Here is a 23653-nt window from a genome sequence, read left to right as displayed (position 1 = left end):
CAAGGCGAATTGTCAGGCCACTTCATGCTGCAGTAAGGTGGCAAGGATCTGGGCCGGCACTGGCCGACCGAAATAGTAGCCCTGGCCCTCGTCACAATTCTGTGCACGAAGAAATGCATACTGCTCTGGTGTTTCGACACCCTCCGCGATGACGCGTTGCTTGAGGCTTTTCCCCATGCTGATCACGGCACTGACGATGACGGCATCGTCAGGGTTGCCGTTCATCTGGGTGACGAACGACTGGTCGATCTTCAGAGTGTTGATAGGAAATCGACTCAAATAACTCAGGCTGGAATAGCCGGTGCCAAAGTCATCGATCGCAAGCTTGACGCCCAAATCCGCTATAGACTGCAACAAGGCACCGGTAAACTCGGAATCCCGCATCAGGACGCTTTCGGTCAGTTCGAGTTCCAGATAACGTGGCTCAAACTGAGTATCTTCAAGCGTGGTGCGTACATTGTCGAGAAAATCCTTGGCGCGGAATTCGACCGCGGACGTATTGACTGCGACAGTAATGGGCGGCAAACCAGAACGCAGCCAGGCCTGTGCCTGGAGACAGGCTTCACGCAACACCCATCGCCCGATCGGCAAAATCAGGCCACATTCTTCGGCGATGGCCACGAACTGCGCGGGCGACAACAGTCCACGCTCTGGATGCTGCCAGCGGATGAGCGCCTCAACGCCAACAATTCTGCCGCTTTGGAGGTTTATTTTTGGCTGGTAATACAACACAAATTCCTGCCGTTCCAAAGCAAGGCGCAAACTCGCCTCGGTGGATTGCCGCTGCACCGCCCGCGCATTCATGTCCGGCTCGAAGAATTTGAAATTGTTGCGCCCATTTTCCTTGGCGTGGTACATCGCGGTGTCCGCACACTTGATCAGGGTTGGCGCATCGATTCCGTCATTGGGATAGATGCTCATGCCGATACTCACACCGATATGGAGTTCCTGCCCGTCGATGCGGTGCGGCAGCGCAAGCGCCATAAGCATCTTTTGCGCGGAGAGCGCTGCGTCTTCTGCATGTTCGATGAAGGGCAATAACACCACAAATTCATCCCCACCCTGGCGACTGACGGTATCCGACTGACGCACGCAAGCCACCAGACGCAGTGCCACCGACTTCAACAGTTGGTCGCCAACAGCATGTCCCAGGGAGTCATTGATGTGTTTGAAGCGGTCCAGGTCCATATACATCACGGCCAGTTGCCTGCCTTGACGACGAGCCACCTCGATCGCCTGGCCAAGCCGGTCTTGCAGCAGCATTCGATTGGGCAGATCGGTGAGAACATCGTGATGCGCCAAGTGATCCAGTTGCACTCTGGCCATTTCGACTTGTTCGGTCAGCTTGTGCGCATCAATGCTGGCGATGACCAGGTTTGCATTCGCCTGCTGCAACATGGCTATCTGATCGTCGGCGGTTCCTGTCCGAAACGTCTTGGCGGTGCGAATATCCTGCTCGCGCAAAGTGGCGGCCACTTCGCGTACGCGGGCATCGCCTTCCCGCGCCTGCGCCGCACCCTCGCGCAGATGGGCCGCATCTTCACGCATGTCGGCCGCGTTTTCGCGCACATGCGCCGCATCTTCTCTTGCCGTGGCCAGTTTTTCACGGCTTAGAACAGCCGCTTCATCTTCAATGACCGCGCTTTCCCTTTGCACAATACTGCCTTCGAGACTTGCGGCCGGCAACAGCTCATTGAGCTGATTCGACACATCTGATTGAGCTGACTTATCGGCATCAGAAGCACCTTGGTCCTTACTTGCATTCATTGGTGGATTTCCTTGTTTGCGGACGTGGAAACCGTTTCGGCAAATTCGAGCGCCATATCCCGCGCGTGAAGCAAGATAAACGGCGAGTCTGCGCCAGGAGCTAGCAGGGGTGCAACCGCCCGGTTCAGCTCGAACCAAAACACGCTGCCCATCCCGACCGTGCTTTGCACCCCGATTTCACCCCCCATCAACTCGATCAACCGCTTGCTCGCCACCAGACCGATGCCAGTGCCTTTTACGTTGCTGGCTTCTTGGCCCAGGCGATTGAATGGCTGGAATAGTTGCGCGAGTTTATCCGCAGGCAGGCCTGCGCCGGTATCCTGCACGCTGATATGTGTGCGCTCTGGCGTGCTCACGCTGCACCGGACCTCAACTGTTCCGCCCACGCGGTTGTATTTGATCGCGTTGGACAGTAGGTTCGTCAGAACCTGCTTCAGGTGTATCCGGTCGGCCATGACAAAACAGGGGCCATCGAACTGCGGAAAACTGATGCGGATGCTGCTTTTTTCTGCTTGCGATTCGATCATCGCCCGGCAATCGAGCAACACGTTGGGCAGCGATACAGGCTCCAGTGCCAGGGACAGCGTACCGGACTCGATCAACGCCAGATCGAGGATCTCGTTAACCAACTCCAGCAGATACCAGCCGGCCTGGAGAATCTGGCCGATGCGGGCTTTTTGCGTCGGCGTTGGGGGTGGTGAACCCGACTCCATCAATTGGGCAAATCCGAGGATGGCATTGAGCGGGGAGCGCAGCTCATGGCTCATGCTGGACAGAAAATCCGATTTGGCGTGATTGGCGGTTTCCGCGACGACTTTGGCGTTCTCCAGCTGAACTTTGGCGGCTTCAACTTGTTCAGTCAGTTTTTGTGCTTCGATGCTTGCGACGATCAGGTGTGAGTTCGCTTGCTGCAGTTTGAGCATGTGGTCGGCAGACGTCGCTTCCAACGCCTCTGCCACACGAATTCTCCATTCGCGCGACGTGACGGCAGTTTCACGCAGTTGCACGGCATCTTCGCGTGCCCTGGCCAATTTATCGCGCCTTAGAACGTCCGCTTCAGCCGCGATGACCGCGGCTTCCCTGCGCTTGATATCTTCTACGCCGTCTGTATCAATTGCGTCATGGCAGCCGTCCATCATTTGCTCACTCTGGCGATGGCCTGACTCTGGGCCGACCCGTCATGATGCCCGCGTACTCAGACAAAGGCGCGCCAATGACGATGCCATCATCCGTGATGTCGAACAAACAAATGTCCTTGCTATGCTGACTGCCGCGCACCTTGACGACCGAAAATGCGCGTTTGAATTGGCCCGCGATTTCGATATAGCGTTGCACAATAATGGCGTCCGGGAGGAAGGCATTCCCGAATGGACTGAAGCGTAAATCAGTGTAGCGGTCTTCCAGTTCCGAGGTCATCAATACGGTCATGCCCATGCCCGTGAGTTCGGCAATCATTCGGTACAGCGATCCGCGAAAATCTTCGCTGAACTCGGGTGCCAGTGCCAGCTCGAATCCGGACAGGGAGTCGATGACGACACGTTTTGCTTTCATTTTTTTGATCATTTCGATCAAGTCGTGCAAGGTCTCATCGATCGACAAATCCAGGGAGCGCGTGTCGATCACCCCCACTTGGCCGGCCTGGACCAGTGAATACAGTTTCTTGTTGCCCAGCAGCTGGCTGGGGCTCTTCTCAAACGCCGCAATGACGCCGGGCTCGCCCCGGCGAACCCCTTCGGCAAGAAATTCCGTCGCCATGATGGTCTTGCCGCAGCCGGATGGCCCGACAACCAGTAACGAATAGCCCACGGGCAAGCCGCCGCCCAGCATGTCGTCCAGGCCCGGAATTCCCATCGGCACACGCTGCTCTTCAGTGGATTCCTTGCTACCTGACGCAGGTGGCGTGCCATCCTTGATGATGGCGCGCGGGAAAACACGAATGCCATCGTTACTGATGCGAAAGGTATGCAAACCTGGCGCCTGGGCTTGACCCCGCATCTTGATCACTTGAATTTTTCGCATCATTGAGTTGTGATGCAAATTTTGTGATAGCCACAGAATTCCATCTGCCACGGTGAAGACAGGGCTTGATTCTGATTCAGGCAACAAATATTCACCAATCAAAAAGGTGGTCGCCTGCCAGCTCGTCATTTGCATGGCCAGTTCTTGCACGAACCGCTGCAGCTCGGCCTCGCCCCGTGCCTCTCGCTTTCCTGAAAGAACGACGGATCGAAACGAATCAACAAAGACAAAGCTGGGCGCATAGTCTTTTACTTCTTCAGAAATGCGGACCAGGACACGGGCAAAGTCGCCTTCCAGCAGGTCTGCAGACAGGTTAACGAAGCGAATGGAATCATTGATTTTGTCAATATCAAAAAATGGGAATTGCTGCTGATAGCGCAACATCTTGAGAGCGGGCTCCCCGAGTACCGTGAAAAACAAGGCTTTATTTTTCGGGTTGACCAGAGAAAACATCATCTGGTGCGCGAGCGTTGTTTTGCCACAGCCAGGCGTGCCCGCAATCAGGTTGAACGAAAATTCAGGCAGCCCGCCGCCCAAGAGCTGGTCCAGTCCCGGCACGCCGGTTGTCAAACGGCGTATGCCTACCTTTTTATTCACTATTGAACTCCTTGCCATTCAAGCCTTGAGTGCCGTGGCCCCAAGCCGACTGTAATATTCGAACTGTTAACTGCTCGCCGATCAACGATGCCAGAATGTCGGTGAACGTGATCAGAAGCAGGCTGGTGCCGGCGACAACTTGTGCCGGCGCCTGTTCTTCCATGCATATTTTTAGTTCTGCGAACCGTTGACCGGTCTGAGGCGACAGTGCGCCAGATGCAAGCCACGGGTGGTGTGACGCGGTAAGAAACAAACTTCTTGCGTAAAGTGAATTGAAGCCGCCTTCACCAACGATCGCGATAATTTGCGTCGCCATCTGCTCCCACAAAGCAATCGCGGTGTCCGCCACTTTTTCAGTAAGTTGTGCCGTAAGACCAACAATGATCTTGTGCCGCGGCAAGTCCCTGGTTTCCATATGAGCAATTTCAATAATCGATGAAAGTTCCATGGCATTACATGGACTTGGGCCGGAACGGCCCGGTCGGCATAACACGTACTTGCCGCTACTGTATGCAGGATGTTTTCTTTCGTCGGTGCGGTAACGAACGCAAGTCTGTGCTGTGTTCGACACAGCACAGACTGCTACAAACATGTCCATTAATATTGCTTCTGCGACCACCAAAGGCATGCAATATGCGCCAATGCCGGATCCGTACCACATTACGAGGAACTGCCATGAATTCCTGCGCCGAGAATGACCGATGCGTTGCCTGCTGATCCTCGCCCATCCTCGCCGCGACAGCCTCTGCGGCGCGCTCTTCGATGCCTATGCGGCGGGCACGCGACAAGCAGGTATGGAGTGCCGCATGTTGATTCTGAGCGAGCTTCAGTTTGAACCGAATGTGCACGCGCTCTCGCCCGAGCAGCAGGCACTGGAGCCGGACCTGGTGCGTGCCCAGCGCGACATTACCTGGGCCCAGCACCTGGTGTTTGTTTACCCGACATGGTGGGGCACCTTCCCAGCCTTGCTCAAGGGCTTTCTTGACCGCGTGCTGACGCCGGGGTTTGCCTTCCACCATGTCACACACGACACATGGGACAAGCTGCTGGCCGGCCGCACGGCCGACTTGATCACGACGATGGATACGCCGCCGCTTGTCTACCGATGGATCTATCGGGCGCCCGGACGCCAGGCTCTGGCGCGTGCCACGCTCGGCTACTGCGGCGTGCGCACCGTGCGCGTCGACGTCTTCGGACCAGTCATCGCATCCAATGCCGCACAACGTAGCGGCTGGCTGGACCGCGCACGGGCCAGCGGCGCGCGCCTGGTGCACGGCGTTCTCTCACCCGCGCAGCGGCTAACGCAAGGAATCAATACGTGGCTTGCCGCGCTGCGTTTGCAGTTTTACCCCATGACGTGGATTGCCTATACCGTTGGCGCACTCCTTGCCGGCGCGGGCAAACCACTGTCCATGACACCCTACCTGCTCGGCTACCTCACATTATTTTTACTCGAAGCGGCCACGGTCTTCCTCAACGACTGGTTTGATTTCGAAAGCGACCGGCGCAACCGCAATGCCGGCCTGTTCACCGGCGGTTCACGCGTGCTGGTAGAAGGCCGGCTCGACCGCGCCGCCATGCGTAAGGGCATCGGCCTGTCGCTGCTGGGCGCGGGATTGGCACTGGTCACCTTGCTCGTGGTCGCACCAGGTGCATCGGCCGTTACGATCGGCGCCCTCTACACAGTGTTCGCTGCGCTCGCGCTGGCCTACACCGTGCCGCCATTGAAGCTCTCGCACCGCGGATGGGGCGAACTCGACGTGGTACTGACCCACAGCGCCGGCGCCATCCTTGCTGGCTATGTCGCGCAAGGTGGCGACTGGGTGGACAGCCTGCCGTGGCTGTTGGCGCTGCCGCTGGGCGTATCGATTCTGCCTTCAATCCTGCTCGCCGGCTGCCCCGATCGCGATGCCGACCTGGCTGCGGAAAAGCGCACATTGGTCGTCATTTTCGGCAAACCCAGCACCGCGCGTCTGGCGATGGTGGCAACCGTTGCCGCGCCGGCGCTGGCCGTGCTGTTGTCGCTGTTGCGGCCGGATCTAATGGCGCTGCTGGGCTGGAGCGCCGCCGCCGGCGCGGTGCACGGTGCCTGGCTGTGGTGGAACCTGCGCCGGTTCACGCGCGTGGAGATGCCCGAGCGCATTGACGGCACGATCGTGCTGTCCCTCACCTTCATCCTCTGGTTCTGCATCCCACCGCTAATCGTGCTGATGCGTGCGACGGGATCGTGAACTGCGGACTATAAGTTGGAGCGGCTACCGAACAGAATGGGACCAGACTAAAAAAAGGCCGGCGCGAGCCGACCTTTCGTGAACCAGCCGGGTTTAGTTCTTGCCGAACTTGCTCTTGGCGGCTGCGACGCAACTGGCCTTGGGGTCGCCGGCCAGGGCGTCACACTTCTCGATGGCTACCTTGTAGTCGGCATCGCTCTTGGCTGCGCTGTCGTCCTTCTTGGCTTCGCCGATTTCTTTGTTCATCTTGGCGTCGGCCAGCGCCTTGGTCTCTACGGCCTTGGCCTCCTTCACGCACACGTCTTTGGCGTTACCGGCCTGGTCATCGCACTTTTCCTTGGCAACGGCGTAGTCAGCCTTTGCCTTGGTTTCCAGCGCCTTGGTCCGGTCTTTGGCCTTGCCCGAATAAGCGGATTCCAGCTCGGCGCGTGCGACCTTTTCCTTGCCCTTGGCTTCTTCCACACAGATGTCCTTGGCATTGGCCTTCAGGGCGTCGCATGCCGCCTTGTCGGTCTTGTACTCCGCGCTGATGCGGGTCTTGTCAGCCGTGTAATCGGCCTTGGCCATGGTGGCGGCCTGTGCCACTGGCAGTGCCAACAGGGTGGCAACAATCAGCGAGGCTTTGAAGTTAAATGAAGTAGTCATGAATGTCCTTTTCAATGGTGCAATATTGATTAGCAACTTGATGTGCTGCACCAAGTATGAAATGCAGGACGTCTCAAAAACACAGGATGGCGCCTCAAACTTCTGTAGTAGTTATCCTACGCGCTGCGTCCTCAGTGCGTCAGGCCGCGCGGATGTTCAAAGAAGAAACGTAGCATCTCCAGCGTGGCATCGGGGCCGCTGGCATCGGTGTAGGAACCCGTGGCGTGGCCGCCCGACCACGCATGCCCGGCCCCATGCACCAGCCAATGCTCGGTCACAGCCTGACCCTTGTCGCCATGCCGGGTAGAACGTGTGTAGCGCCGCCCCTGGGCCGAGACCCCCTGCTCCACCCGCGTGCTGCCGGCGCCGCCCTGCGCCGCGGCAATCACCTGCTCGCCATTGCGCGGATGCACGGTCTGGTCCTGGTCGCCGTGAAACACGATGGTGGGGACCAATATCTGCGGCTGCAGCGGCGCTTTCGCTGCCGCGCCAGGATGCCCGACCTTCGCCGGCACGACGAAGCCGACGTTGCCGCTCTTCATCACCATCAGCGCCTCGGCCACATTGTTCGCGGCGCCACTCGGCAAGCCCGAGTGCACGCCGACCGCAGCAAACAGGTCCGGGTAGGCCGCCGCGACGATGGCGGCCATGGCGCCGCCGGCCGACAAACCGGCGACGTAGACGCGACGTGCATCCATGCCGTACTCCTTCATCACCGTTTGCGTCATGCTGGCGAGCAGGGCTGGTTCACCGCGGCCGCGTTGCTGGTGGTTGTGCTTGAACCAGTTCCAGCAGCGGGAGGGATTGGCGTCCTGTGACTGCTCCGGGTAGAGCACAAAAAAGCCCTGCTCGCACGCCCGCTCATTCATGGCAGTGCCGGCAGCGAAGTCGTCCGGATCCTGGGTGCAACCGTGCAGCATCACCACCAGTGGCAGAGATCGGCCGACATGTCCCGGCGGTATGTAGAGCTTGAAGCGGCGCGTCAACGAGGCGTGGGTGTGCGTGCCACTAATGAACGCCCCGATGCCGGTGTCGGGGGCGGCCGGTTTGCGTGCATCCACCTCGAAGACACAGCCCTCCAGCACCAGTGGCGAAGCCTTTGGCCTCACAGCCTCGGCTGTCGGCATCGACGTGCCCGCCGCCCACGTGTTCATGGGGTCAGGCACGGAGCCCGCCGATGCCGCGCCACGCAACGCGCGTTGGATGGTCTCGGTCGCTTCCGCCAGGCGGCCCGACTGGGTCAGCCGTGTGGCGGTGCGCATTATTTCCTGAAAGGTTTCGTTCATATGCAACTTTCTTGGGTTGGAATGGCGGGTAAGCCGGCGGGTCTAGCGCAGCCGGTTGGCAAGCGCCGTCTTCACCGCCGGGCTGGCCTGCAGCGCCCCCAGCACCTCCAGCGAGGCAATGGTGGCCAAGGCCAGTTCAGGACTGACGTCATGGGCGATCGTCACCAGGCCGAGGACGCGAATCTGCAGCGTCTGGTTCGCAGCCTGCACGGCACGCAAATCGTCCGCGCTGAAGTGCTGCAGGCCAAGCACAAGCATCTTGCGCGCCACCACCTGCTTCACGGCTTCCGAGTGGGTGCCGAGCTGATTGCGGATGGCGGTGCGGATGAAGTCGGTTCGGTTGCTGTAAAAACCTTCAGCGACCAGCAGATCGACATGACCCAGGTCCACAAACCCGAGGTTGATGGTGATCTTCTCCGAGTCCGCCAGTTTGAGCTTGACGGGATTGGGGGCGGTATTTTTGATCATGGCGCCATAATACACCATCCACCTGGATGGCGTATGGATGGCATTTATACGAAATCATGATAAATGGAAGCGCTGCCGACTCGCTAACAAGTGCGGTGTGTGGACTACTGAGCACACACCGCACCACGGGCTTGAGCAAAAATCAATACCGCCGTGCAACTCCATTTTCGATCATCACCCGGTCACCGACTCGAATATTGGGGTTTGTGGTTTGCGTCAACGTTTGATAGGAACCGTCATTCATGCGAATCGTGAATCTGTAAGCGTCGGCACTTTGCTGCCTGCGCTTTTCAATCTCGTGTCCGGCATAGGCCCCCCCGGCCGCCCCGAGAACAGTGGCCGCTGCATTACCTTGGCCCTGACCGATCTGGTTGCCGACGATGCCTCCCACCACCGCGCCAGCGATGGTCCCGACACCGATGCCGCTACCACCGATGCCGTCATTGCCCTGCCTGACCAATTCAATGGATTGGACGACGCCATATCCAGAATGAATTCGATTAGAACTGGTGGATTGTGGGTACGCGGACCCCGAATTTCCCGCACTGCCTGGCATATCCATGTTTTCGCAAGCCCCGAGCGTCAGCACGGCGGTCACGCTGATGACTGATCCGACATGAGTCAAGAGTTTCATAATCAATCTCCTCGATGTGCTAGTCACTAGGTAGGAAAATTGTGGTCGTGGCGCCAATGTTCAGCAGCTCTCCATCCGGCGGCAGCGACAGCGTGCAGCTTGATGTGCCTGCTCGCCATGACCTCAGCTTCCCAGTCTATTGACCTGTCGGCGCCTTACTTTGTTCCCGACGATCTGCCGCTACGGGCTCTGGTTGAAGCCATGAAACGGGGTGTCAAGCTGCGCATCGTCGTGCCCGGCGCGCGCATAGCGGCCCTATTTGGCTCGCAGCTTTGCCCCCCTTGCGCGGGCGCACAGTCTGAGCCTCGCGCAAGACGGACTCGTCATAGCCGTCCCGATAGCAGCAGCACGAGAACGATGATCACCACCAGGCCCAATGCTCCGCTGGGTCCATAGCCCCAGTTTCTGCTGTGCGGCCAGCTGGGGATAGCACCAATCAATATCAGGATCAAGATAATCAACAGAATGGTTCCCAAGCTCATGGCAGCTCCTTGTGGTTATGAGAAACCTAGTTCGCGGGCGCCGAGGACGGCGCTGACGCAGGTGGCATCACGATCACAGTGGTGCCATCACCGGACTTGCCGGTTTCACCCGTGCTGCCGGCGGCACCCGTGCTACCGGTCGAGCCCTCGCTGCCGGTGGCACCTTGTGGCCCGGCTGCGCCAGCCGGTCCGGGTACAGGAGTGGCGGCGGGGGGGGCGGGAACATTGATGACATCGGGTTGTTTGTTGCACGCGCTCAGGCCCAACGCGCCGAATAAAGCCAAAATCAGTATTGATTTGTTCATTTGAAATCCTTCTTGAAAGTCGTGCCATGGTGAATTCCATGGATTGAGTGGAGCAATCATGACGCGTTGCGTCGGCACACGGCATCGGACGATTTGCCGCGTTCTTGTAGGAAAACCGCTTTTGAAGACGTCAGCAATTTGCCATTGACCGATATTCAAGGTCGACTAAAGGAACTGGCTCGACCGTGCGACGGCGTACAGACCCAGCAGGATCCACCCGATACGCTTGAATCCAACCGTTTCGCATGGGTCTTACGAAGGAAAAAGCACATGAACAATTACCGCCACCACGTTTCAGGCTTTTTTGCCGATCTCGACGACGCCGAAAGCGCGTATTTCACGCTGGTCGAGCGCGGGTTGCCGCGAAACCGGCTGCAGATATTCGAGACCAACCCCACCGGCCACGGCGCCATGACCAAGGTAAGTTGGTATTCCGCGCTGCTCCACGATAAGATTGAAAGCAGACAGATCGTGTTGGTGGTAGACAACCGGACGGAACAGGATACGGCCATCGCACGGGAGGTCATCCAGGCCTGCGTAGGCGACTATTAACAGGAGTACCGTATGGACAAAACCCATCCTCCCCTGGCCTTTGGGGTCTTCAAGCCGGTGGGACACACCGTCATCGCTTACAGGTCCGCAGTCGATATGCAGGCCGCCGTGAGCGCCCTGGTCGAGCACGGGTTCGTGTACTCGACCCTGGTCCTCTACACGCCTGAAGAGATGAAGGCCCAGGTCGACGCGGAGTTGCGCACGGCCAGCCCGCTCGCGGCCTTCGGCTATGAACTGGACCTGATCAAGGGGCACCGGGCGCTGGCTGAGAGCGGATGCAGTTTCCTGATCGTGCATGCCCCCGACGACAAGCGGGCCGAGTACGTCGCGACCGTGGCGCGATCCACGAAGGCCGTCGCAGCGCACCACTACGGTACCTTCATGATCGAAGAGATAACGGAGCAGGCGCCGGGGGGCGAACCGGCGTCCTGATCAAAGACGAAAAGTCGTGGTGCCATCGGTGGTGCTGCCGGAATCCAGGGCCTGAACCGATCGCAGGGGCTATGGCTTGCAAGCGCGCCAGGACAACTGTTGCAAAAAGGATCAACTGCTCCAGCCTGTGGCGCAGTTCTATCGGCAACTGCCGCCCCACAGCGGCATGGTCTTCTGGTTTACCACCATCGCGATGGTCTATTCATGCCCGCAGGGCGCGGGGTACGGTCCTTGCGTTGTCTTTCGCATGTGAAAGTCGCCCTATGGCGCCTGCAATCGAGAGCCAACGATGCCAGCATCCTGTGTTCAATCAGAGCCGCAGCCCCATGCGGGCGGGCGGCTCAGCCTGCATACCCGCATCAGCCTGCTGCTGACCGCGGTGGTGGCCAGCCTGACACTGGTATTGGGCGGGCTGTGGCTCAGCAATACACGCGACAGCATCCATGAGGAGGTCGAGGCCGCTACCCGCGTCTGCGAACAATGGCTGAACGTGCTCGCCGGCGAGGTGCGCACCGCACCCTCTGGCGATGCCAGCAATCGCCTGCTGGCCGATATCAAGTCGGTCGGACGCATCCGGGCCAATGCACTCGAAGTCATCGATAGCAGCGGCCAGCGCGTGTACCTGTCGCCGCAGCCGACCTACAAAGCGGGCCGATCCTCTCCCGCCTGGTTTGCAGAAATCACCGAACCGGTTTTTGGGCAGCGGCGCATTGGCGCCGCAAACCTGACCCTGATCCTCACCCCCGATCCTTCGCGCGCCAGCCTGGATGCCTGGGATCGCTTGTTTGAGATGGCCGCCTGGGCCTGTGCGCTGCTGGCTGGCCTGTTCGTCACGACCCGCTGGGCGCTGAACCGTGCATTGCATCCACTCGATCAAATCAAGGCCGCGCTCGAACGCACCGGCCAGGGCCGTTTCGAGACGCGCCTGCCGGTCTACGCCAGCCACGACTTGAATCGATTGGCGAATGCCTTCAACGGCATGGCGGATCGCCTGAAGGAAGCGGTCAATGACAATGTTCGCCTCGACAGCGAACGGGAACTGTCGCGCGTGCTGCAGGCCCGGCTCGAAGCAGAACGACGCAGCATTTCCCAGGAGCTGCACGATGAACTGGCGCAGGGCATCACCGCGGTGCGCGCACTGGCCGGTGCCATCGTCCAGCGCACGACCGACCAGCCGGCGCTGCATGGGCACGCACAAAGCATCATCGCCGTCACCAACCAGATCCAGGATGGCATACGCCACATCCTGCAGCGCCTTCGTCCGCTCGGCAGCCATGTCGTGACCGACCTGGAGCAGGCGCTACAGCACTACCTGGAACACTGGCAACAGCACTACCCGGCGCTGACGCTGCATGTCGATATGCATACCGGGACGATACAGGTCAGCAACGACCTGGCGCTGGCCGTGCTGCGCATTATTCAGGAAGGCTTGACCAACGTGGTCCGCCATGCCGCCGCAGCGCAGGTGCATCTGACGCTGCACACCCGGCAACAAGATGACGGCGAGTGGCTGGAACTGACGCTGGCCGACAACGGGCGCGGTCTCTGCGGAAAATCCAGCGACATGGCGGGTTGCGGCTTCGGCTTGACCGGCATGCGCGAGCGGGTCGCGGCGCTGCATGGTGAGCTGTCGATCGCCAGCATGGCGGGCGGCGGCGTGTGTTTGCGCGCGCGCCTGCCGGCGAACCGGATACAAGCCAAGCAGGCGCTCCCTCAATAAACCAACGTATTGCCTATCTTCAATGGAGCACTTGCCGTGAACACTGTTCTGAAAAACCTGACTATTTTGCTGACCGACGACCACGCCCTTGTCCGCATGGGTTTTCGTCTGCTGCTGGAAGGCGCCGGTGCCACCCAAGTGATCGAAGCCGATAGCGGCGAGGCCGCGCTCAGCCGCTACGACGAGACACACCCGGATGTGCTGGTGATGGATATCTCGATGCCCGGCATGGGCGGACTGGCGGCGCTGGTGCGCCTGCGCAGCCACCATCCGACGGCGCGCGTACTGATGCTGTCGGCTTACCACGACGCGATCAGTCCGGTGCGCGCGCTGAAAGCCGGTGCGATGGGCTATCTGAGCAAGCGCTGCCCGCCGGAAGAACTGGTCAAGGCGGTGCACCAGGTCAGCCGCGACCAGCGTTACATCGACCCGGAACTGGCGCAATCCGTGGCGCTGGCGCAGTTGACCGGCGACGCCGATCCGGCCAGCACCCTGACCGACAAGGAACTGCTGGTCTTCCTGCAACTGGCCCAGGGCCGCTCGGTCAATCAGGTGGCGCTTGACTTCCACCTCAGCCCGAGCACCGTCGGCACCCATCTGTACCACATCAAGCAGAAACTCAATGTGCACAACGCTGCCGAAATGACCATGGTCGCGCTGCGCGGCGGTTTTATTGAAGCCTGAGCGAAGGTTTCCGACCATTCCATTGCACAATCAATCGTGAACGCGAAGACGAAGCGCGGACAGTACGCAGGTACGGCAAGCGAAGTCGACAAAGTGCACGGTTGATTTTGCGATGGAATCAAGCCTGCAGCCAGCCCTTGTCCTGTGCCAGGTCGATGAACGCCTGCGTGCTGCGGCTGATGGCATCGGTGTTGCCGGGGAATGCCGTCTGCAGGTCGGTGACGATGCCGGCGACGTTGCGCTGGCCATCACAACGCTTGAGTATTTCACCGGCTGAACCATTCAGCTTGATCAAGCCTTCCGGATACAGCAGGATGTAGGCCGCCTGGCTTTCTTCCCAGCGAAACACATAGTGGGACGAGAGCCGGGGAACGACGTTGGCAGACAGGGTCATGATTCGATCTCGCAGGGTCGGGGCCAGGAACACAAGGGGCGGAAGCGGCAATCAGAATCGCCTGCCGCTTCCAAATACATTTAGCGCGTGTAGACGTAAGCCGTCACTTCAAAGCCGAGACGGATTTCGCAGTAGGCAGGGTTTTCCCAGATCATCGTGTATCTCCTAAATTTTGGTGTGGCGACATGCTGCACCTGAGCTGATTGTTTGCTCATCGACTGGTGTACGCCAGCGCGCTTTGTCCAAAAACATCTCGTGAAAATCATGAGCCGCCATGCGCGCCGAGGCCTGCCCGATGCGCTGCCGCCAACCCGGCCAGCAACGGCGGCAGGCAGGCGCTGCCTTGCTCGACGAAAACGCTATGCACCTGAATGCCGCTCGCACCGGCGCCCAGCGCGGCCCGCACGTCGGCGCTAGTGCGCATGCCACCGACCGCCACCAGTTGCGCCGCACCGTTGATGCGCCGCGCCCATGCCTGCAGCCAGTCAAGCCGTTCAGGCCGCTGCGGCAGCACCGCGACCACCGCATCGAAACCCGCTGCCAGCGCCATCTGCGCCGCCGTTGACAGCGGCTGGGCCTCCAGCGGCAGTTTGAGCGCCAGCGCCACATGACGCCGGCCGTCGGCAGTCAAACGTTGGCGCTCCCTGGCAACGGTGGCCAGCGCATCGGCCAGCAGCACCGCATGTTCCGGCGCCAGCAAGGGCCGGTAAGCGGCGGCACTCAAATTGAAGCTCAGGTAATCGGCCACCGGCCATGCCGCCTTCAGCCCGGCCAGCCAGTGCGCGGCCAGTGCCGTCAACGCAGCGCCCTGCCCCAGCCCCAGGCCGATGCCAATCAACACCTGGTTTTGATGATCCGGTGGGCGACCCAGTCCGGCAAGACGTTGTGCCAACACGGCGACGCCGGGCTGGCGGCCCGGCTCCGCCTCGGGTGTGACGGTGCCGAACTCGACGCTGCCAAAACCAGCCGCCAGCAATTCAGCCGCGCGGCTGCCATCGCGGTCGATTCCACCGGCCAGGCCCGGCCGCTCGCTCCCCAGACGCAACCGGCAGGCGCTCATCCCGCTCATCCGTAACGCCGCACAAAGTCGGCCATGCAGGCCGTTAGCGCCACCACGCCGGCTTCCGGCATCGCGTTATACAAGCTGGCGCGCAGCCCGCCGATCTGGCTGTGGCCGTGCAAATTGCTCAGGCCGCGTGCTTCGGCCGCCACAATAAATGCCTCGGTCAGCGCCTCGTCGGCCAGATGAAAACGGACATTGCTGGTGGAGCGATGGCCGATCGCCACCGGTGCGCGGTAAAAACCGTCGCTGGCGTCGATCGCCGCATACAGCAGCGCCGCCTTGCGGCGGTTGAGCCGGCCCATCGCTGCCAGACCGCCGTTGTCGGCAATCCAGTCAAACACCATGCCGGCCAGATGGATCGCTATGGTCGGCGGGGTATTGACGCAACTCTGCTGTTCGGCCTGAATCCGGTAAGAAAACGGCGTCGGCACCTGCGGCGCCGGCCGCTCCAGCAAATCCGCGCGCACGATCACCACCGTCATGCCGGCGATCCCGATGTTTTTCTGGGCCGCGGCGTAGATCAGCCCGAAGCGCGCCACGTCCAGTGGCGCCGTCAGCAGGCAGGAGGTCGCATCCGCCACCAACGGGATGTTGCCGCAGTCGGGCAGTGCCGGGTAGGCGATGCCATCGACGGTTTCATTGGGCGTGATGTGGCAATACGCGCTGTCGGCGGGCAGACGCCAGTCATGCAGCGGCGGCGCGGCGAGCGGCACGCTGCCGGCGAATTGCGCCGCCACGGTCACTTCGGCATAGCGTGCTGCCTCTACCATCGCGCGCCGCGACCAGTAACCGGAATCCGCATAGGCGGCGTGGCGCGAGTCGCCCAGCAGATTGAGCGGCACCATCGAGAACTGGTGCATTGCACCGCCGGCCAGGAACAGGATGCGGTAGTTATCCGGCAGCGCCAGCAGTTCGGCCAGGCGCTGGCGGGCATGCGCCAGCGTGATGCGAAACGCGGCACCGGTGAACGGGCGCTCGGCCGCGCACGCGCCGTCGGCGCCACGCAGCAGCAATTCCTGCTGCGCGCGCGCCAGCACCGCGTCCGGCAGCCGGGCCGGGCCGGAAGCAAAGTTATAACTCGTCATTTGAACAGGTAAGCGCCGCCGTGGGCGCCGGCCGCCATGAAAAACAGCAGCGGCAGCGACAGCATGGTGTTGGTGCGCGACGACAGGTGGCTGATGCGCGAGCAACGCAGCCGTTCGCTGATCGTGGCCGGCACCAGCCCCAGCACCTTCTGCTGGTGCGGCCACAGCACGAACCAGGCGTTGAGCATCATCAGCGTGCCGATATACATGCCGATACCGATCGGCGCCAGCGCGCCGGACAGACTCAGCGCGCCGCCCAGCGTGCCGCGCTGCCACAGCATCAGCAGGCCGGCGCTCCAGGTCACCACGGACGCCCAGCGGAACACCCCATGCTCGCGATGGAGCAATGCCTGGAAGCGCGGGCTGTCGTCGTTGCTCAGATCCTCGGCGCACAGCGGCCGATAAGTCGGCCGCTGCACCACGCTGGAATAGTTATGACCGACCCAGATCATCCCGGCCAGAAAGTGCAGCCAGCGCAGCAAGAGATCGAAGATTGCGGCATCCATGCCCACCTCACAGAATCACGAAATGCAGCAGCGCCAGCAGCAGGACTGTCAGCAGCGCACCCAGCAGCACGGTGCCGGTCGCGGTGTCATATGGATGGCGCATTCATTTCTCCATGAAGGCGGTGGACATCACGCCGTTGGCACGCTTGATCAGCGGCTTGTGAAAGCGGATCGGCTGCGCCGCGGCCTGCACCGCCGCCTGGATCAGGTGGTGGTGCGACGATTTGCTGCAGGCCGGGTCGGTATTGCCGGCATCGCCGGTCAGCAGGAAAGCCTGGCAGCGGCAGCCGCCGAAATCCTTCTCGCGCTCGTCGCAGCTGCGGCAGGTCTCCGGCAACCAGTCCAGCCCGCGGTATTTGCGGAACAGCGGCGACTCGTGCCAGATCCAGTCCAGCGGCTGATCGCGCACCGACACAAAATCCAGTCCAGGAATCACGCGCGACTCCTGGCACGGCATCGCCACGCCATCCGGCGCGATGGTCAGATGGATCGCGCCCCAGCCGTTCATGCAAGCCTTCGGGCGATCCTCGTAATAGTCGGGAATCACGTAGAAGATCGCCATTTTTTTGCCCAGCTGGGCACGCCGGTCCTGCACCACCGCTTCCGCCGCGCGCACCTGTGCCAGGCTCGGCATCAGCTCCTCGCGATTGATCAGCGCCCAGTTGTAATACTGCAAATTGGCCAGCTCCAGGTATTCGGCGCCGAGCCCAGCCGCATAGTCGATCATCGCGCCGACCTGGGCGATGTTCTGGCGCCCGACCGGCATGTTCAACACCATCGGGAAGCCGTGCGCCTTGATCAGTCGCGCCGCTTCCAGCTTCAGCGCATGCGCCCTGGCCCCGACCAGTTCATCGGTCAGCGCGGCATCGGTGGATTGCATCGACAGCTGGATCTGCTTCAGTCCCGCTTGTTTCAGCGCGATCAGGCGTTCTTCGCTGAGACCGATGCCGGAGGTGATCAGGTTGCTGTACAGGCCGATTTCCTCGGCATACGCCACCAGTTCTTCCAGATCCCTGCGCTGCAAGGGTTCGCCGCCGGTGAAGCCGACCTGCAGCGCCCCCAGCGCGCGCGCTTCGCGCATCACGCGGCGCCACTCGTCGGTGGACAGTTCGAGCGCGGCGTAGTCCTCGAAATCGAGCGGATTGCTACACCACGAGCATTTCAGCGGACAGCGATAAGTCAATTCCAGCGCCAGCCATAGCGGCTTGCCCTGGCCGTCCAGACTGACCCCGGTAGATTCTTTGGCCATCGCGAAATCCTTGTTGATGCGTAAGGTGATCTGGAACGCCCAGACCTTGACGGCCATTGTCGAAGGACGAAGGAAATCAAAACACCAGAAAGCCGGGAACCGGGCATCGCGAATGGCTGGAGCCGGGCCTAGCGATATTCTGTAGTCGGGCTCAGTCCGCCGTCACGAAATCGATAAAGCCACGCTCCACATTGGTCGCCACGAGCTTGACGCGGAGCTTGTCACCGACCTTCAAGCCGCCCTCGCCCGCCACCAGCTTGCCATCGGCGGGCGGGGTGAAAATCCGGACCCAGATGCCATCGGTGGTACTGCCGGTGACGATGGCGTCGTAACTTTGACCGACGTGCGATTCAAGCAGCAGCGCCGCCTCGGACTTGCGCATCTTGCGCTCCACCTTTTGCGCGGAATTTTCCTGGCGCGTGCAGTGCGCCGCCAGCTCGCCCAGTTCGGCGTTTGAATAGGGCGAGCGCTTGTGCAATAACGCGGCCTTGAGCAGGCGCGAGGTGATCAGATCGGGGAAGCGCCGATTCGGCGCGGTGGAATGGGTGTAGTCGCGCACCGCCAGGCCAAAGTGGCCAATCGGCGGACCGCCGGGCGTTTCCACCACGTATTCGCCCGAGCCCATGAGCCGCACGATGACCAGCGACAGGTCGGGAAAGCGCAGCGGGTCGGCCCGGTGGCGTTTGGCCAGAAAGGCTTCCAGCGCCTTGGAGTCGGGTTCGGCCGGCAGGGTTTCGCCGTATTCCTCGGCCACCGCCGCGATGCGCAGCCAGCGATCCGGCGAACGCACCACGCGCCGCAGCGAAGCGCCGCCCTGCGCCGCGAGGTAACGCGCGGTGCAACCGTTGGTGGCAATCATCACTTCCTCGATCAGCTGGCGGGCGCGGTTGTGCACCTGGTCGCGAATGTCGACCACCTGCTCACCCTCGAACACGGCGCGCGGCTGGAAGGTTTCCAGCTCCAGCGAACCCTCGGCATGGCGGCGCGCACGCTGCTGCTGGGCCACGGCATCCTGCGTGCGCAGTTGCGCCTCCATACCGGGCACGGCGGCGGCTTCGGCCGGCAACGCGCCCTCGCCGTCGATCCAGGCGCTGACCGCGTCGTAAGCCAGCTTGGCCTTGTTGCGCACCCGGGCCCGGTACACCGTGGCGCCCGCCAGTGAGGCATCGGCATTGAAGACCATCTCGGTCACCAGCGCCAACCGTTCCTCGTCGAAGTTGAGCGAGGTCAGGTCGGTGGACAGGCGCTCGGGCAGCATCGGGAAGATGCGCGCCGAGGTGTAGACGGAGGTGGTGTTGGCACGGGCGTGGTCGTCAATCGGCGTGCCCTTTTTGACCAGCGCGTCCACATCGGCAATGGCCACCCACAAGCGGACGGCGCCCTGCGCCAGCACCTCACAGGCGGTGAGCTGGTCCAGATCAAGTGAATCGTCGTTGTCGATGGAACACCAAAGCAGCTCCGTGAGATCACGCATGGCTGCGCCGGCCTCGCTGGCGGGACCGGTGATGGACGCCAGTTGCGCCGCGACACCGGCGGAGAACTCGGGTTGCAGGCCGCGCTCGGACATGGCGCAGGTGGCGAGGCGCGCCAGATCGGCGCGGTGATGGGGGTGGTTGGCGTTCATGCGGCCAATATACAGGCAAGCCTGACAAACGGCGTTCGAACGCTATTTAATATATAGCTGCCTACGCTTATTCCACCTGGGCTAGAGACCAATTACATCGAATATTTTCCTGAATCAGCTCTTTTTCCCAACCGCCGTCCACAACTCGCTCACCGGCACCATGCGTCCATGCAGCGGCAGGATGCGCTCCACCTGCAGGTTCAGGCGCTCTATGTTTTGCACCAGATTCAGGTTCAGCTCGTTCGGCACGGCGGGCGGCGCGGCATTGGGCGGGCCGGGCGTGTAGGCGTCCGCCTCGATCAGCAGCTTGTCCTTTGGCAGGTAGACCATCATGAAACCCTGGGCGTGCAGACTGCTCTCGATGTAATGGACCTCGACCACGCGCTCGCCGTCGGTGAATATGCGTTTGCCGCTCACGCCCGTCAGAACCGCTTTTTTGCCTGACTTTTCCATCGCATCGGGTTGGATCCAATTCGGATTCGCCAGGATGCGTTCGAAGTAGGGCCGGGCCAGCTCGCTCGTCACCAGCGTGGCCCCCTCGGCCACCGCCGTACGCAGGCCGCCTGAATGGTCAAAGTGGTGATGCGAATTGAGCACTACACGAATCGGCTTGCCGTTGCCCAGTTTTTTCACCTCCGCCAGCAGGGGTGCGGCCCGGCCGTCATACAGTGGGCTCTCAACCAGCATCATGTGATCCTTCATTTCGATGGCGACGCTGTTGTGCGAGCCGCCGGCCATGAACCACACGCCGGGGGCCGCCGGATCGGCCGTGACCCGTTCAGTCGCCGTAGTCACCAGGGCCGGTACTTCGATACCGGTCGGCGCATTCGGCATGACCTCGTCCACTGTCAGGTCGAGCACCGGAAAACCGCCCATGCTCTGGCGAATACGCATCGGAAATTTGACGCCACCAAAGTCGCGGTAATCCGAAAAGCTGATGACAGAGCCGGTGTCGCCCATGACCGGGTTGGGCTGGACCGTCTCAATCTGCTCGACCAGGCCGGCCGGATTGATCAGCGCGATGGCACTGAAGCGGCCCGGCACGGTAAACGACACCGCCGTCAGCGACTGGCCACCCTCACGGCGCATGCTCACCTTCGCTCTGTTCGCGAGCGCCGCCTTGATCACGCCATGCGGCGTGGTCCACAGGTCATGGATCCGTCCCTCCAGCGCCAACGCTGACGGCACCGGCGCCGGGCCGACCAGGTTCCAGGCGAAGCCGTCGCGAGTCAGGCCCGTTGTGCGTTGCTCACCCGCGCCCATCAAGGGCACCCCGCCGCCACCGGTGGGCTCGGCGCGGCTGCGTGCCGCATCCTCGCGAAAGGCGGCGTTCTCATAGTCGGCCAGGCGCGAAAAACTGGAATAGCTGATCTTCGGCCACGCCATGCCGGGCTGAAAAGCCTGGCCAAACGTGGCCCCGCTGCCGCGACCCGAAAATGAGATGCTGCGCAAGGCCGTGCCGCCCATCGCCGTGTTGGCGCGCTGCAGTACTGTTTCAGCACTTTCCGGGGGCGGCGCACTGGCGCATGCCACCAGCGCGGTGATGACCACCACCCAAGCCGTTGAGCGGCCCAGGGCGCCCAGTTTGGTTTGTCGCATACCCGTCTCCTGTTACCGAATTGTTTCGCGCCTGATTGCGCGCACTTGATCTTTTACAGACCGGTAGCACTCAAGTATTAGAGAAAACGCAAACAAGCTCTGCGGAATAAATGAATTGCCTTGATCATTTACATCTGGTCGCAATTTAACTGCAATTGATTCCCGCATTTAACCCACGCGGGACTATCCTGAAAGGTCTGCGCGACAGCAGAACCCGAACGCAGTCCAGTGCGACTGCGGAGATAAGAATGCGCCATCATGCAAACGCTGCCAAAGCGTTCCACGCTGTAATTTATGAAATGACGTTCTTTAATTAGGAGTGCAATGACATGAATCCCAACGACAGGCCCGAGGGACTTCCTTCGGATGAATTGGACTGCCAGGTGTCGGAAATCACGATCGCCCAACTGGTTGGCCAGGTCTACGAAGCGGCCCCCCCCATCGAACGAAGTCGCCTGCTCGAACATTTGCTGAGGCCATTGGGCGTACTCTCACTCGTCGCCGTGGCCAATGGCATCTTCGCGACGATCCGGTTTCGCAGCGGTTGGCCCGACATCCACGTTCGACCTGAAGATGCACAGAACGTGGATGCCAGTGACGTCATCACCCTGGTCAACCATGTCCAGCAGGTCAGCTTCCACGCGGTCGACGGCTTGACTACCATGCTCGCGGCATCGCCGGTGCTGACGGGCTCGGCCGCCGCAGCGATGCTGATGACGGTGCTGATGCAGCGCGCCCGAACGCGCCGAAGTGATGACCCTGAACTCGGCGACTCCTCTGCGGCACCGAGCTGAGCAATGCCGGGATGTCGAAAGTCAGGTGAAGCACTGCTTGACATCGATGCTTGATCGTCGGCCGACATCCTCCAGGTGTTCGCTAAGCCAATGACTGGCACGCTCCCGGCCCTGATCGCGTAGCAGTTCCAGAAACGGAGCGTGCGCCAACAGCTTGGTCTCGGTTCGTTGCAGGCTCACCAGCTCGCTGGCGTCGATCATGTGAAAGCGCATTTGCTGCAGCCGTCGCTCAAGCCGGCCCCAGGTCAGAAAGGTCGGGCTTGAGAACTCGGCGGCCTGCACGAACATGCGCATCTCACGCATGAAGTGGGCACTGAAGGCCAGTTCGACAATGCGCGACTCGATCTCCTCCACCGTGTGCGGTGTGCCCTCGCGCTTGAGCGGACTCAACAACACCAGCAACACATCGCGCGAATCGCAGTCATAAAACAGCGGAAATACCGCCGGATTGGCCGAGTAGCCACCATCCCAATAGGGTTCGCCATCAATTTCCACCGAATGATGGATTTTGGGCAGACAGGCGGACGCGAGCAACACGTCAACGGTGAGTTCGTTTTCGCGAAACACGCGCAGCCTGCCTGTGTTCGCCTGCGTCGTGCCAATGAACAGCTTGAACGGACTCGACTCGCGCAAACGTTCGAAGTCAACCTGGCGGTTGAGCATATCGCGCAGGGGGTTCAGGTCAAAGGGGTTGAGCTGCGAGGGCGAGAAGTTACCGGCCCAGTTCGCCAGCAACTTGGCGGCGGGTGACAGACTGATGGTTTCGCCTTCGCCCTGCGTCACCAGCTTCCACGGCATTTGCTTGCCGACCTCGGTCCAGAAATCCGCCAGACCCTGCCGTGCGCCATCGCGCCCGCCCTTCATCCAGCCATCGGCCAGGACCACCGCGTTCATGGCCCCGGCACTGCTGCCGCTCAAGCCCTCGAATTCAAGCTGCGGGTTCTCGAGCAGGGCATCGAGCACGCCCCAGGTAAAGGCCCCGTGCGCGCCGCCGCCCTGAAGCGCGAGGTTCAGCCGGCCCGGCGACATACCGACCAAACGCTGCAGCCGGGCAAGGCCCGACCGGGGTACAGCGCTGGGACGTGTGACTGTGAGTGGTACTGAGGCGTCGGTCATTTGATCTCCTTCTCGGTGCACAAGGTGCAAACACGCAAGGGACAGTATAGGGTTTTCCCTAGCTACCTGATCACCGACCCGCTCAGATATCCCCTGCTGGGCGACCGGAGCCCGCGCGACGGGTTTCCCGCAACATGAACAGGTAGAGACTTTCCACCTTCTCGCGCGCCCACGGCGTCTTGCGCAGGAACTTCAGGCTCGACGCGACGCTGGGCTCGCTGATGAAGCAGCGCACCGGAATGCGCTCGCCCAAACCGGCCCAGCCGTAATGCGCCACCAGCGCCGTGACGATCGCCTCCAGCGTCAGGCCATGCAGAGGATTGCGAGTTTGGGTGGAAGGCGGGGACGAAGGTGGGGTATGCATACTGTGATTTTGGCACTGCAAGTCCCGCAAAGTGTCG

26 protein-coding genes and 1 pseudogene are annotated in these 23653 nt (G+C 61.2%); 7 read left to right on the top strand and 20 right to left on the bottom strand.

The window, feature by feature from the left end; all coding sequences use genetic code 11:
* Nucleotides 1-12 precede the first annotated feature (12 nt).
* Genes C5P05_RS30875 through C5P05_RS30860 form a run of 4 tightly spaced genes read right to left on the bottom strand, consistent with a single transcriptional unit; the run spans nt 13 to nt 4831 of the window.
* Nucleotides 13-1767 (bottom strand): putative bifunctional diguanylate cyclase/phosphodiesterase, encoded by a 1755-nt coding sequence (locus C5P05_RS30875; RefSeq protein ID WP_114973706.1) that lies wholly within the window; start codon nt 1765-1767, stop codon nt 13-15.
* A complete protein-coding gene (locus tag C5P05_RS35375) occupies nt 1764-2906 on the bottom strand; it encodes a sensor histidine kinase (protein ID WP_420130791.1) in 1143 nt (380 codons plus the stop codon). Before C5P05_RS35375 ends, C5P05_RS30875 begins: the two co-directional genes overlap by 4 nt.
* A 4-nt stretch (nt 2907-2910) precedes the next feature.
* Nucleotides 2911-4383, bottom strand: a complete 1473-nt coding sequence (locus C5P05_RS30865; protein WP_114973704.1) for an ATPase domain-containing protein — start codon at nt 4381-4383, stop codon at nt 2911-2913.
* The gene (locus C5P05_RS30860; RefSeq protein WP_157979495.1) at nt 4376-4831 is read right to left on the bottom strand and encodes a hypothetical protein; all 456 of its coding nucleotides are present in this window, start codon (nt 4829-4831) and stop codon (nt 4376-4378) included. The genes C5P05_RS30865 and C5P05_RS30860 overlap by 8 nt, the downstream gene beginning before the upstream one ends.
* A gap of 253 nt (nt 4832-5084) precedes the next feature.
* Between C5P05_RS30860 and C5P05_RS35155 the strand changes: the two genes are divergently transcribed.
* The gene (locus tag C5P05_RS35155) at nt 5085-6614 is read left to right on the top strand and encodes an NAD(P)H-dependent oxidoreductase (RefSeq protein ID WP_114973702.1); all 1530 of its coding nucleotides are present in this window, start codon (nt 5085-5087) and stop codon (nt 6612-6614) included.
* A gap of 93 nt (nt 6615-6707) precedes the next feature.
* Here C5P05_RS35155 and C5P05_RS30850 read toward each other — a convergent pair whose 3' ends face one another.
* The 4 genes from C5P05_RS30850 to C5P05_RS30835 all read right to left on the bottom strand — a co-directional run bounded on the left by C5P05_RS30850 (nt 6708) and on the right by C5P05_RS30835 (nt 9647).
* Complete coding sequence (locus C5P05_RS30850) at nt 6708-7259, bottom strand: hypothetical protein (protein ID WP_114973701.1); 552 nt, start codon at nt 7257-7259, stop codon at nt 6708-6710.
* A 131-nt stretch (nt 7260-7390) separates the two neighbouring features.
* A complete protein-coding gene (locus C5P05_RS30845; RefSeq protein WP_114973700.1) occupies nt 7391-8545 on the bottom strand; it encodes an alpha/beta hydrolase family esterase in 1155 nt (384 codons plus the stop codon).
* A 42-nt stretch (nt 8546-8587) separates the two neighbouring features.
* Nucleotides 8588-9013, bottom strand: a complete 426-nt coding sequence (locus C5P05_RS30840; protein WP_114974165.1) for a CopG family transcriptional regulator — start codon at nt 9011-9013, stop codon at nt 8588-8590.
* Between the two features lie 142 nt (nt 9014-9155).
* Nucleotides 9156-9647: a glycine zipper 2TM domain-containing protein gene (locus tag C5P05_RS30835; RefSeq protein WP_114973699.1), complete on the bottom strand. Its 492-nt coding sequence runs from the start codon at nt 9645-9647 to the stop codon at nt 9156-9158.
* 47 nt (nt 9648-9694) lie between these two features.
* Between C5P05_RS30835 and C5P05_RS34835 the strand changes: the two are divergent.
* Nucleotides 9695-9896: pseudogene (locus tag C5P05_RS34835) on the top strand (phospholipase D-like domain-containing protein); the annotation flags it as partial.
* 74 nt (nt 9897-9970) lie between these two features.
* Here C5P05_RS34835 and C5P05_RS30825 read toward each other — a convergent pair.
* On the bottom strand, nt 9971-10129 hold the full coding sequence (locus tag C5P05_RS30825) for a DUF3309 family protein (protein ID WP_114973698.1): 159 nt from the start codon (nt 10127-10129) through the stop codon (nt 9971-9973).
* Between the two features lie 26 nt (nt 10130-10155).
* Nucleotides 10156-10434 carry a hypothetical protein gene (locus C5P05_RS35085; RefSeq protein WP_114973697.1) on the bottom strand — a complete coding sequence of 93 codons (279 nt, stop codon included), beginning with the start codon at nt 10432-10434 and terminating at the stop codon, nt 10156-10158.
* A gap of 270 nt (nt 10435-10704) precedes the next feature.
* On the opposite strand from C5P05_RS35085, the gene C5P05_RS30815 reads away from it, so the two are divergent.
* From C5P05_RS30815 to C5P05_RS30800, 4 genes are all read left to right on the top strand, one after another.
* A complete protein-coding gene (locus tag C5P05_RS30815) occupies nt 10705-10986 on the top strand; it encodes a hypothetical protein (RefSeq protein WP_114973696.1) in 282 nt (93 codons plus the stop codon).
* A 12-nt stretch (nt 10987-10998) separates the two neighbouring features.
* Nucleotides 10999-11418: a hypothetical protein gene (locus tag C5P05_RS30810; RefSeq protein ID WP_114973695.1), complete on the top strand. Its 420-nt coding sequence runs from the start codon at nt 10999-11001 to the stop codon at nt 11416-11418.
* A gap of 289 nt (nt 11419-11707) precedes the next feature.
* A complete protein-coding gene (locus C5P05_RS30805) occupies nt 11708-13138 on the top strand; it encodes an ATP-binding protein (RefSeq protein WP_114973694.1) in 1431 nt (476 codons plus the stop codon).
* 36 nt (nt 13139-13174) lie between these two features.
* Nucleotides 13175-13822 carry a response regulator transcription factor gene (locus tag C5P05_RS30800; protein WP_114973693.1) on the top strand — a complete coding sequence of 216 codons (648 nt, stop codon included), beginning with the start codon at nt 13175-13177 and terminating at the stop codon, nt 13820-13822.
* A 118-nt stretch (nt 13823-13940) separates the two neighbouring features.
* On the opposite strand, the gene pqqD is transcribed toward C5P05_RS30800, so the two are convergent.
* The 8 genes from pqqD to C5P05_RS30760 all read right to left on the bottom strand — a co-directional run bounded on the left by pqqD (nt 13941) and on the right by C5P05_RS30760 (nt 21342).
* Nucleotides 13941-14216: a pyrroloquinoline quinone biosynthesis peptide chaperone PqqD gene (pqqD, locus tag C5P05_RS30795; protein WP_114973692.1), complete on the bottom strand. Its 276-nt coding sequence runs from the start codon at nt 14214-14216 to the stop codon at nt 13941-13943.
* Nucleotides 14217-14296: 80 nt separating this feature from the next.
* Nucleotides 14297-14371, bottom strand: a complete 75-nt coding sequence (gene pqqA, locus C5P05_RS35370; protein ID WP_114974164.1) for a pyrroloquinoline quinone precursor peptide PqqA — start codon at nt 14369-14371, stop codon at nt 14297-14299.
* 107 nt (nt 14372-14478) lie between these two features.
* Nucleotides 14479-15276, bottom strand: a complete 798-nt coding sequence (locus C5P05_RS30785; RefSeq protein ID WP_114973691.1) for a dihydroorotate dehydrogenase — start codon at nt 15274-15276, stop codon at nt 14479-14481.
* Between the two features lie 5 nt (nt 15277-15281).
* The gene (gene serC, locus C5P05_RS30780; protein ID WP_114973690.1) at nt 15282-16364 is read right to left on the bottom strand and encodes a 3-phosphoserine/phosphohydroxythreonine transaminase; all 1083 of its coding nucleotides are present in this window, start codon (nt 16362-16364) and stop codon (nt 15282-15284) included.
* On the bottom strand, nt 16361-16870 hold the full coding sequence (locus C5P05_RS30775; RefSeq protein WP_114973689.1) for a urate hydroxylase PuuD: 510 nt from the start codon (nt 16868-16870) through the stop codon (nt 16361-16363). The genes serC and C5P05_RS30775 overlap by 4 nt, the downstream gene beginning before the upstream one ends.
* Nucleotides 16871-16973: 103 nt before the next feature.
* Nucleotides 16974-18119, bottom strand: coding sequence for a pyrroloquinoline quinone biosynthesis protein PqqE (pqqE, locus tag C5P05_RS30770; RefSeq protein ID WP_114974163.1), 1146 nt, complete (start codon nt 18117-18119; stop codon nt 16974-16976).
* Between the two features lie 151 nt (nt 18120-18270).
* Complete coding sequence (locus C5P05_RS30765) at nt 18271-19743, bottom strand: RNB domain-containing ribonuclease (RefSeq protein WP_114973688.1); 1473 nt, start codon at nt 19741-19743, stop codon at nt 18271-18273.
* Between the two features lie 114 nt (nt 19744-19857).
* Nucleotides 19858-21342, bottom strand: a complete 1485-nt coding sequence (locus C5P05_RS30760) for an MBL fold metallo-hydrolase (protein ID WP_114973687.1) — start codon at nt 21340-21342, stop codon at nt 19858-19860.
* Nucleotides 21343-21671: 329 nt separating this feature from the next.
* Here C5P05_RS30760 and C5P05_RS30755 point away from each other — a divergent pair, with 329 nt between their 5' ends.
* Entirely contained in the window at nt 21672-22136 is a 465-nt protein-coding gene (locus C5P05_RS30755) for a hypothetical protein (protein WP_114973686.1), read from the top strand.
* 21 nt (nt 22137-22157) lie between these two features.
* Here the strand turns inward: C5P05_RS30755 and C5P05_RS30750 are convergent, their stop codons facing one another.
* Nucleotides 22158-23252 carry a patatin-like phospholipase family protein gene (locus C5P05_RS30750; RefSeq protein WP_332871377.1) on the bottom strand — a complete coding sequence of 365 codons (1095 nt, stop codon included), beginning with the start codon at nt 23250-23252 and terminating at the stop codon, nt 22158-22160.
* Nucleotides 23253-23334: 82 nt separating this feature from the next.
* Nucleotides 23335-23616 carry a VF530 family DNA-binding protein gene (locus tag C5P05_RS30745; RefSeq protein ID WP_114973684.1) on the bottom strand — a complete coding sequence of 94 codons (282 nt, stop codon included), beginning with the start codon at nt 23614-23616 and terminating at the stop codon, nt 23335-23337.
* Between the last annotated feature and the right edge of the window lie 37 nt (nt 23617-23653).

This window comes from Rhodoferax ferrireducens (assembly GCF_003347515.1).
In the GTDB taxonomy this organism is placed as follows: Bacteria; Pseudomonadota; Gammaproteobacteria; order Burkholderiales; family Burkholderiaceae_C; genus Rhodoferax.
Note: the sequence above shows the minus strand (reverse complement) of the source record. Positions and strands in the feature narration are given on the sequence as shown.

Bases quoted from the DNA above. Each gene is read 5' to 3' on its own strand.
- C5P05_RS30745 (WP_114973684.1), bottom strand. From the start codon at position 23,616: ATGCATACCCCACCTTCGTCCCCGCCTTCCACCCAAACTCGCAATCCT.
- C5P05_RS30815 (WP_114973696.1), top strand. From the start codon at position 10,705: ATGAACAATTACCGCCACCACGTTTCAGGCTTTTTTGCCGATCTCGAC.
- C5P05_RS30875 (WP_114973706.1), bottom strand. From the start codon at position 1,767: ATGAATGCAAGTAAGGACCAAGGTGCTTCTGATGCCGATAAGTCAGCT.
- C5P05_RS30750 (WP_332871377.1), bottom strand. From the start codon at position 23,252: ATGACCGACGCCTCAGTACCACTCACAGTCACACGTCCCAGCGCTGTA.
- C5P05_RS30805 (WP_114973694.1), top strand. From the start codon at position 11,708: ATGCCAGCATCCTGTGTTCAATCAGAGCCGCAGCCCCATGCGGGCGGG.
- C5P05_RS30785 (WP_114973691.1), bottom strand. From the start codon at position 15,276: ATGAGCGCCTGCCGGTTGCGTCTGGGGAGCGAGCGGCCGGGCCTGGCC.
- C5P05_RS35085 (WP_114973697.1), bottom strand. From the start codon at position 10,434: ATGAACAAATCAATACTGATTTTGGCTTTATTCGGCGCGTTGGGCCTG.
- serC (WP_114973690.1), bottom strand. From the start codon at position 16,364: ATGACGAGTTATAACTTTGCTTCCGGCCCGGCCCGGCTGCCGGACGCG.
- C5P05_RS30840 (WP_114974165.1), bottom strand. From the start codon at position 9,013: ATGATCAAAAATACCGCCCCCAATCCCGTCAAGCTCAAACTGGCGGAC.
- C5P05_RS30825 (WP_114973698.1), bottom strand. From the start codon at position 10,129: ATGAGCTTGGGAACCATTCTGTTGATTATCTTGATCCTGATATTGATT.
- C5P05_RS35155 (WP_114973702.1), top strand. From the start codon at position 5,085: ATGCGTTGCCTGCTGATCCTCGCCCATCCTCGCCGCGACAGCCTCTGC.
- C5P05_RS30755 (WP_114973686.1), top strand. From the start codon at position 21,672: ATGAATCCCAACGACAGGCCCGAGGGACTTCCTTCGGATGAATTGGAC.
- C5P05_RS30810 (WP_114973695.1), top strand. From the start codon at position 10,999: ATGGACAAAACCCATCCTCCCCTGGCCTTTGGGGTCTTCAAGCCGGTG.
- C5P05_RS30765 (WP_114973688.1), bottom strand. From the start codon at position 19,743: ATGAACGCCAACCACCCCCATCACCGCGCCGATCTGGCGCGCCTCGCC.
- C5P05_RS30845 (WP_114973700.1), bottom strand. From the start codon at position 8,545: ATGAACGAAACCTTTCAGGAAATAATGCGCACCGCCACACGGCTGACC.
- C5P05_RS30835 (WP_114973699.1), bottom strand. From the start codon at position 9,647: ATGAAACTCTTGACTCATGTCGGATCAGTCATCAGCGTGACCGCCGTG.
- C5P05_RS30850 (WP_114973701.1), bottom strand. From the start codon at position 7,259: ATGACTACTTCATTTAACTTCAAAGCCTCGCTGATTGTTGCCACCCTG.
- C5P05_RS30775 (WP_114973689.1), bottom strand. From the start codon at position 16,870: ATGGATGCCGCAATCTTCGATCTCTTGCTGCGCTGGCTGCACTTTCTG.
- C5P05_RS30860 (WP_157979495.1), bottom strand. From the start codon at position 4,831: ATGGAACTTTCATCGATTATTGAAATTGCTCATATGGAAACCAGGGAC.
- C5P05_RS35375 (WP_420130791.1), bottom strand. From the start codon at position 2,906: ATGATGGACGGCTGCCATGACGCAATTGATACAGACGGCGTAGAAGAT.
- pqqE (WP_114974163.1), bottom strand. From the start codon at position 18,119: ATGGCCAAAGAATCTACCGGGGTCAGTCTGGACGGCCAGGGCAAGCCG.
- C5P05_RS30760 (WP_114973687.1), bottom strand. From the start codon at position 21,342: ATGCGACAAACCAAACTGGGCGCCCTGGGCCGCTCAACGGCTTGGGTG.
- pqqD (WP_114973692.1), bottom strand. From the start codon at position 14,216: ATGACCCTGTCTGCCAACGTCGTTCCCCGGCTCTCGTCCCACTATGTG.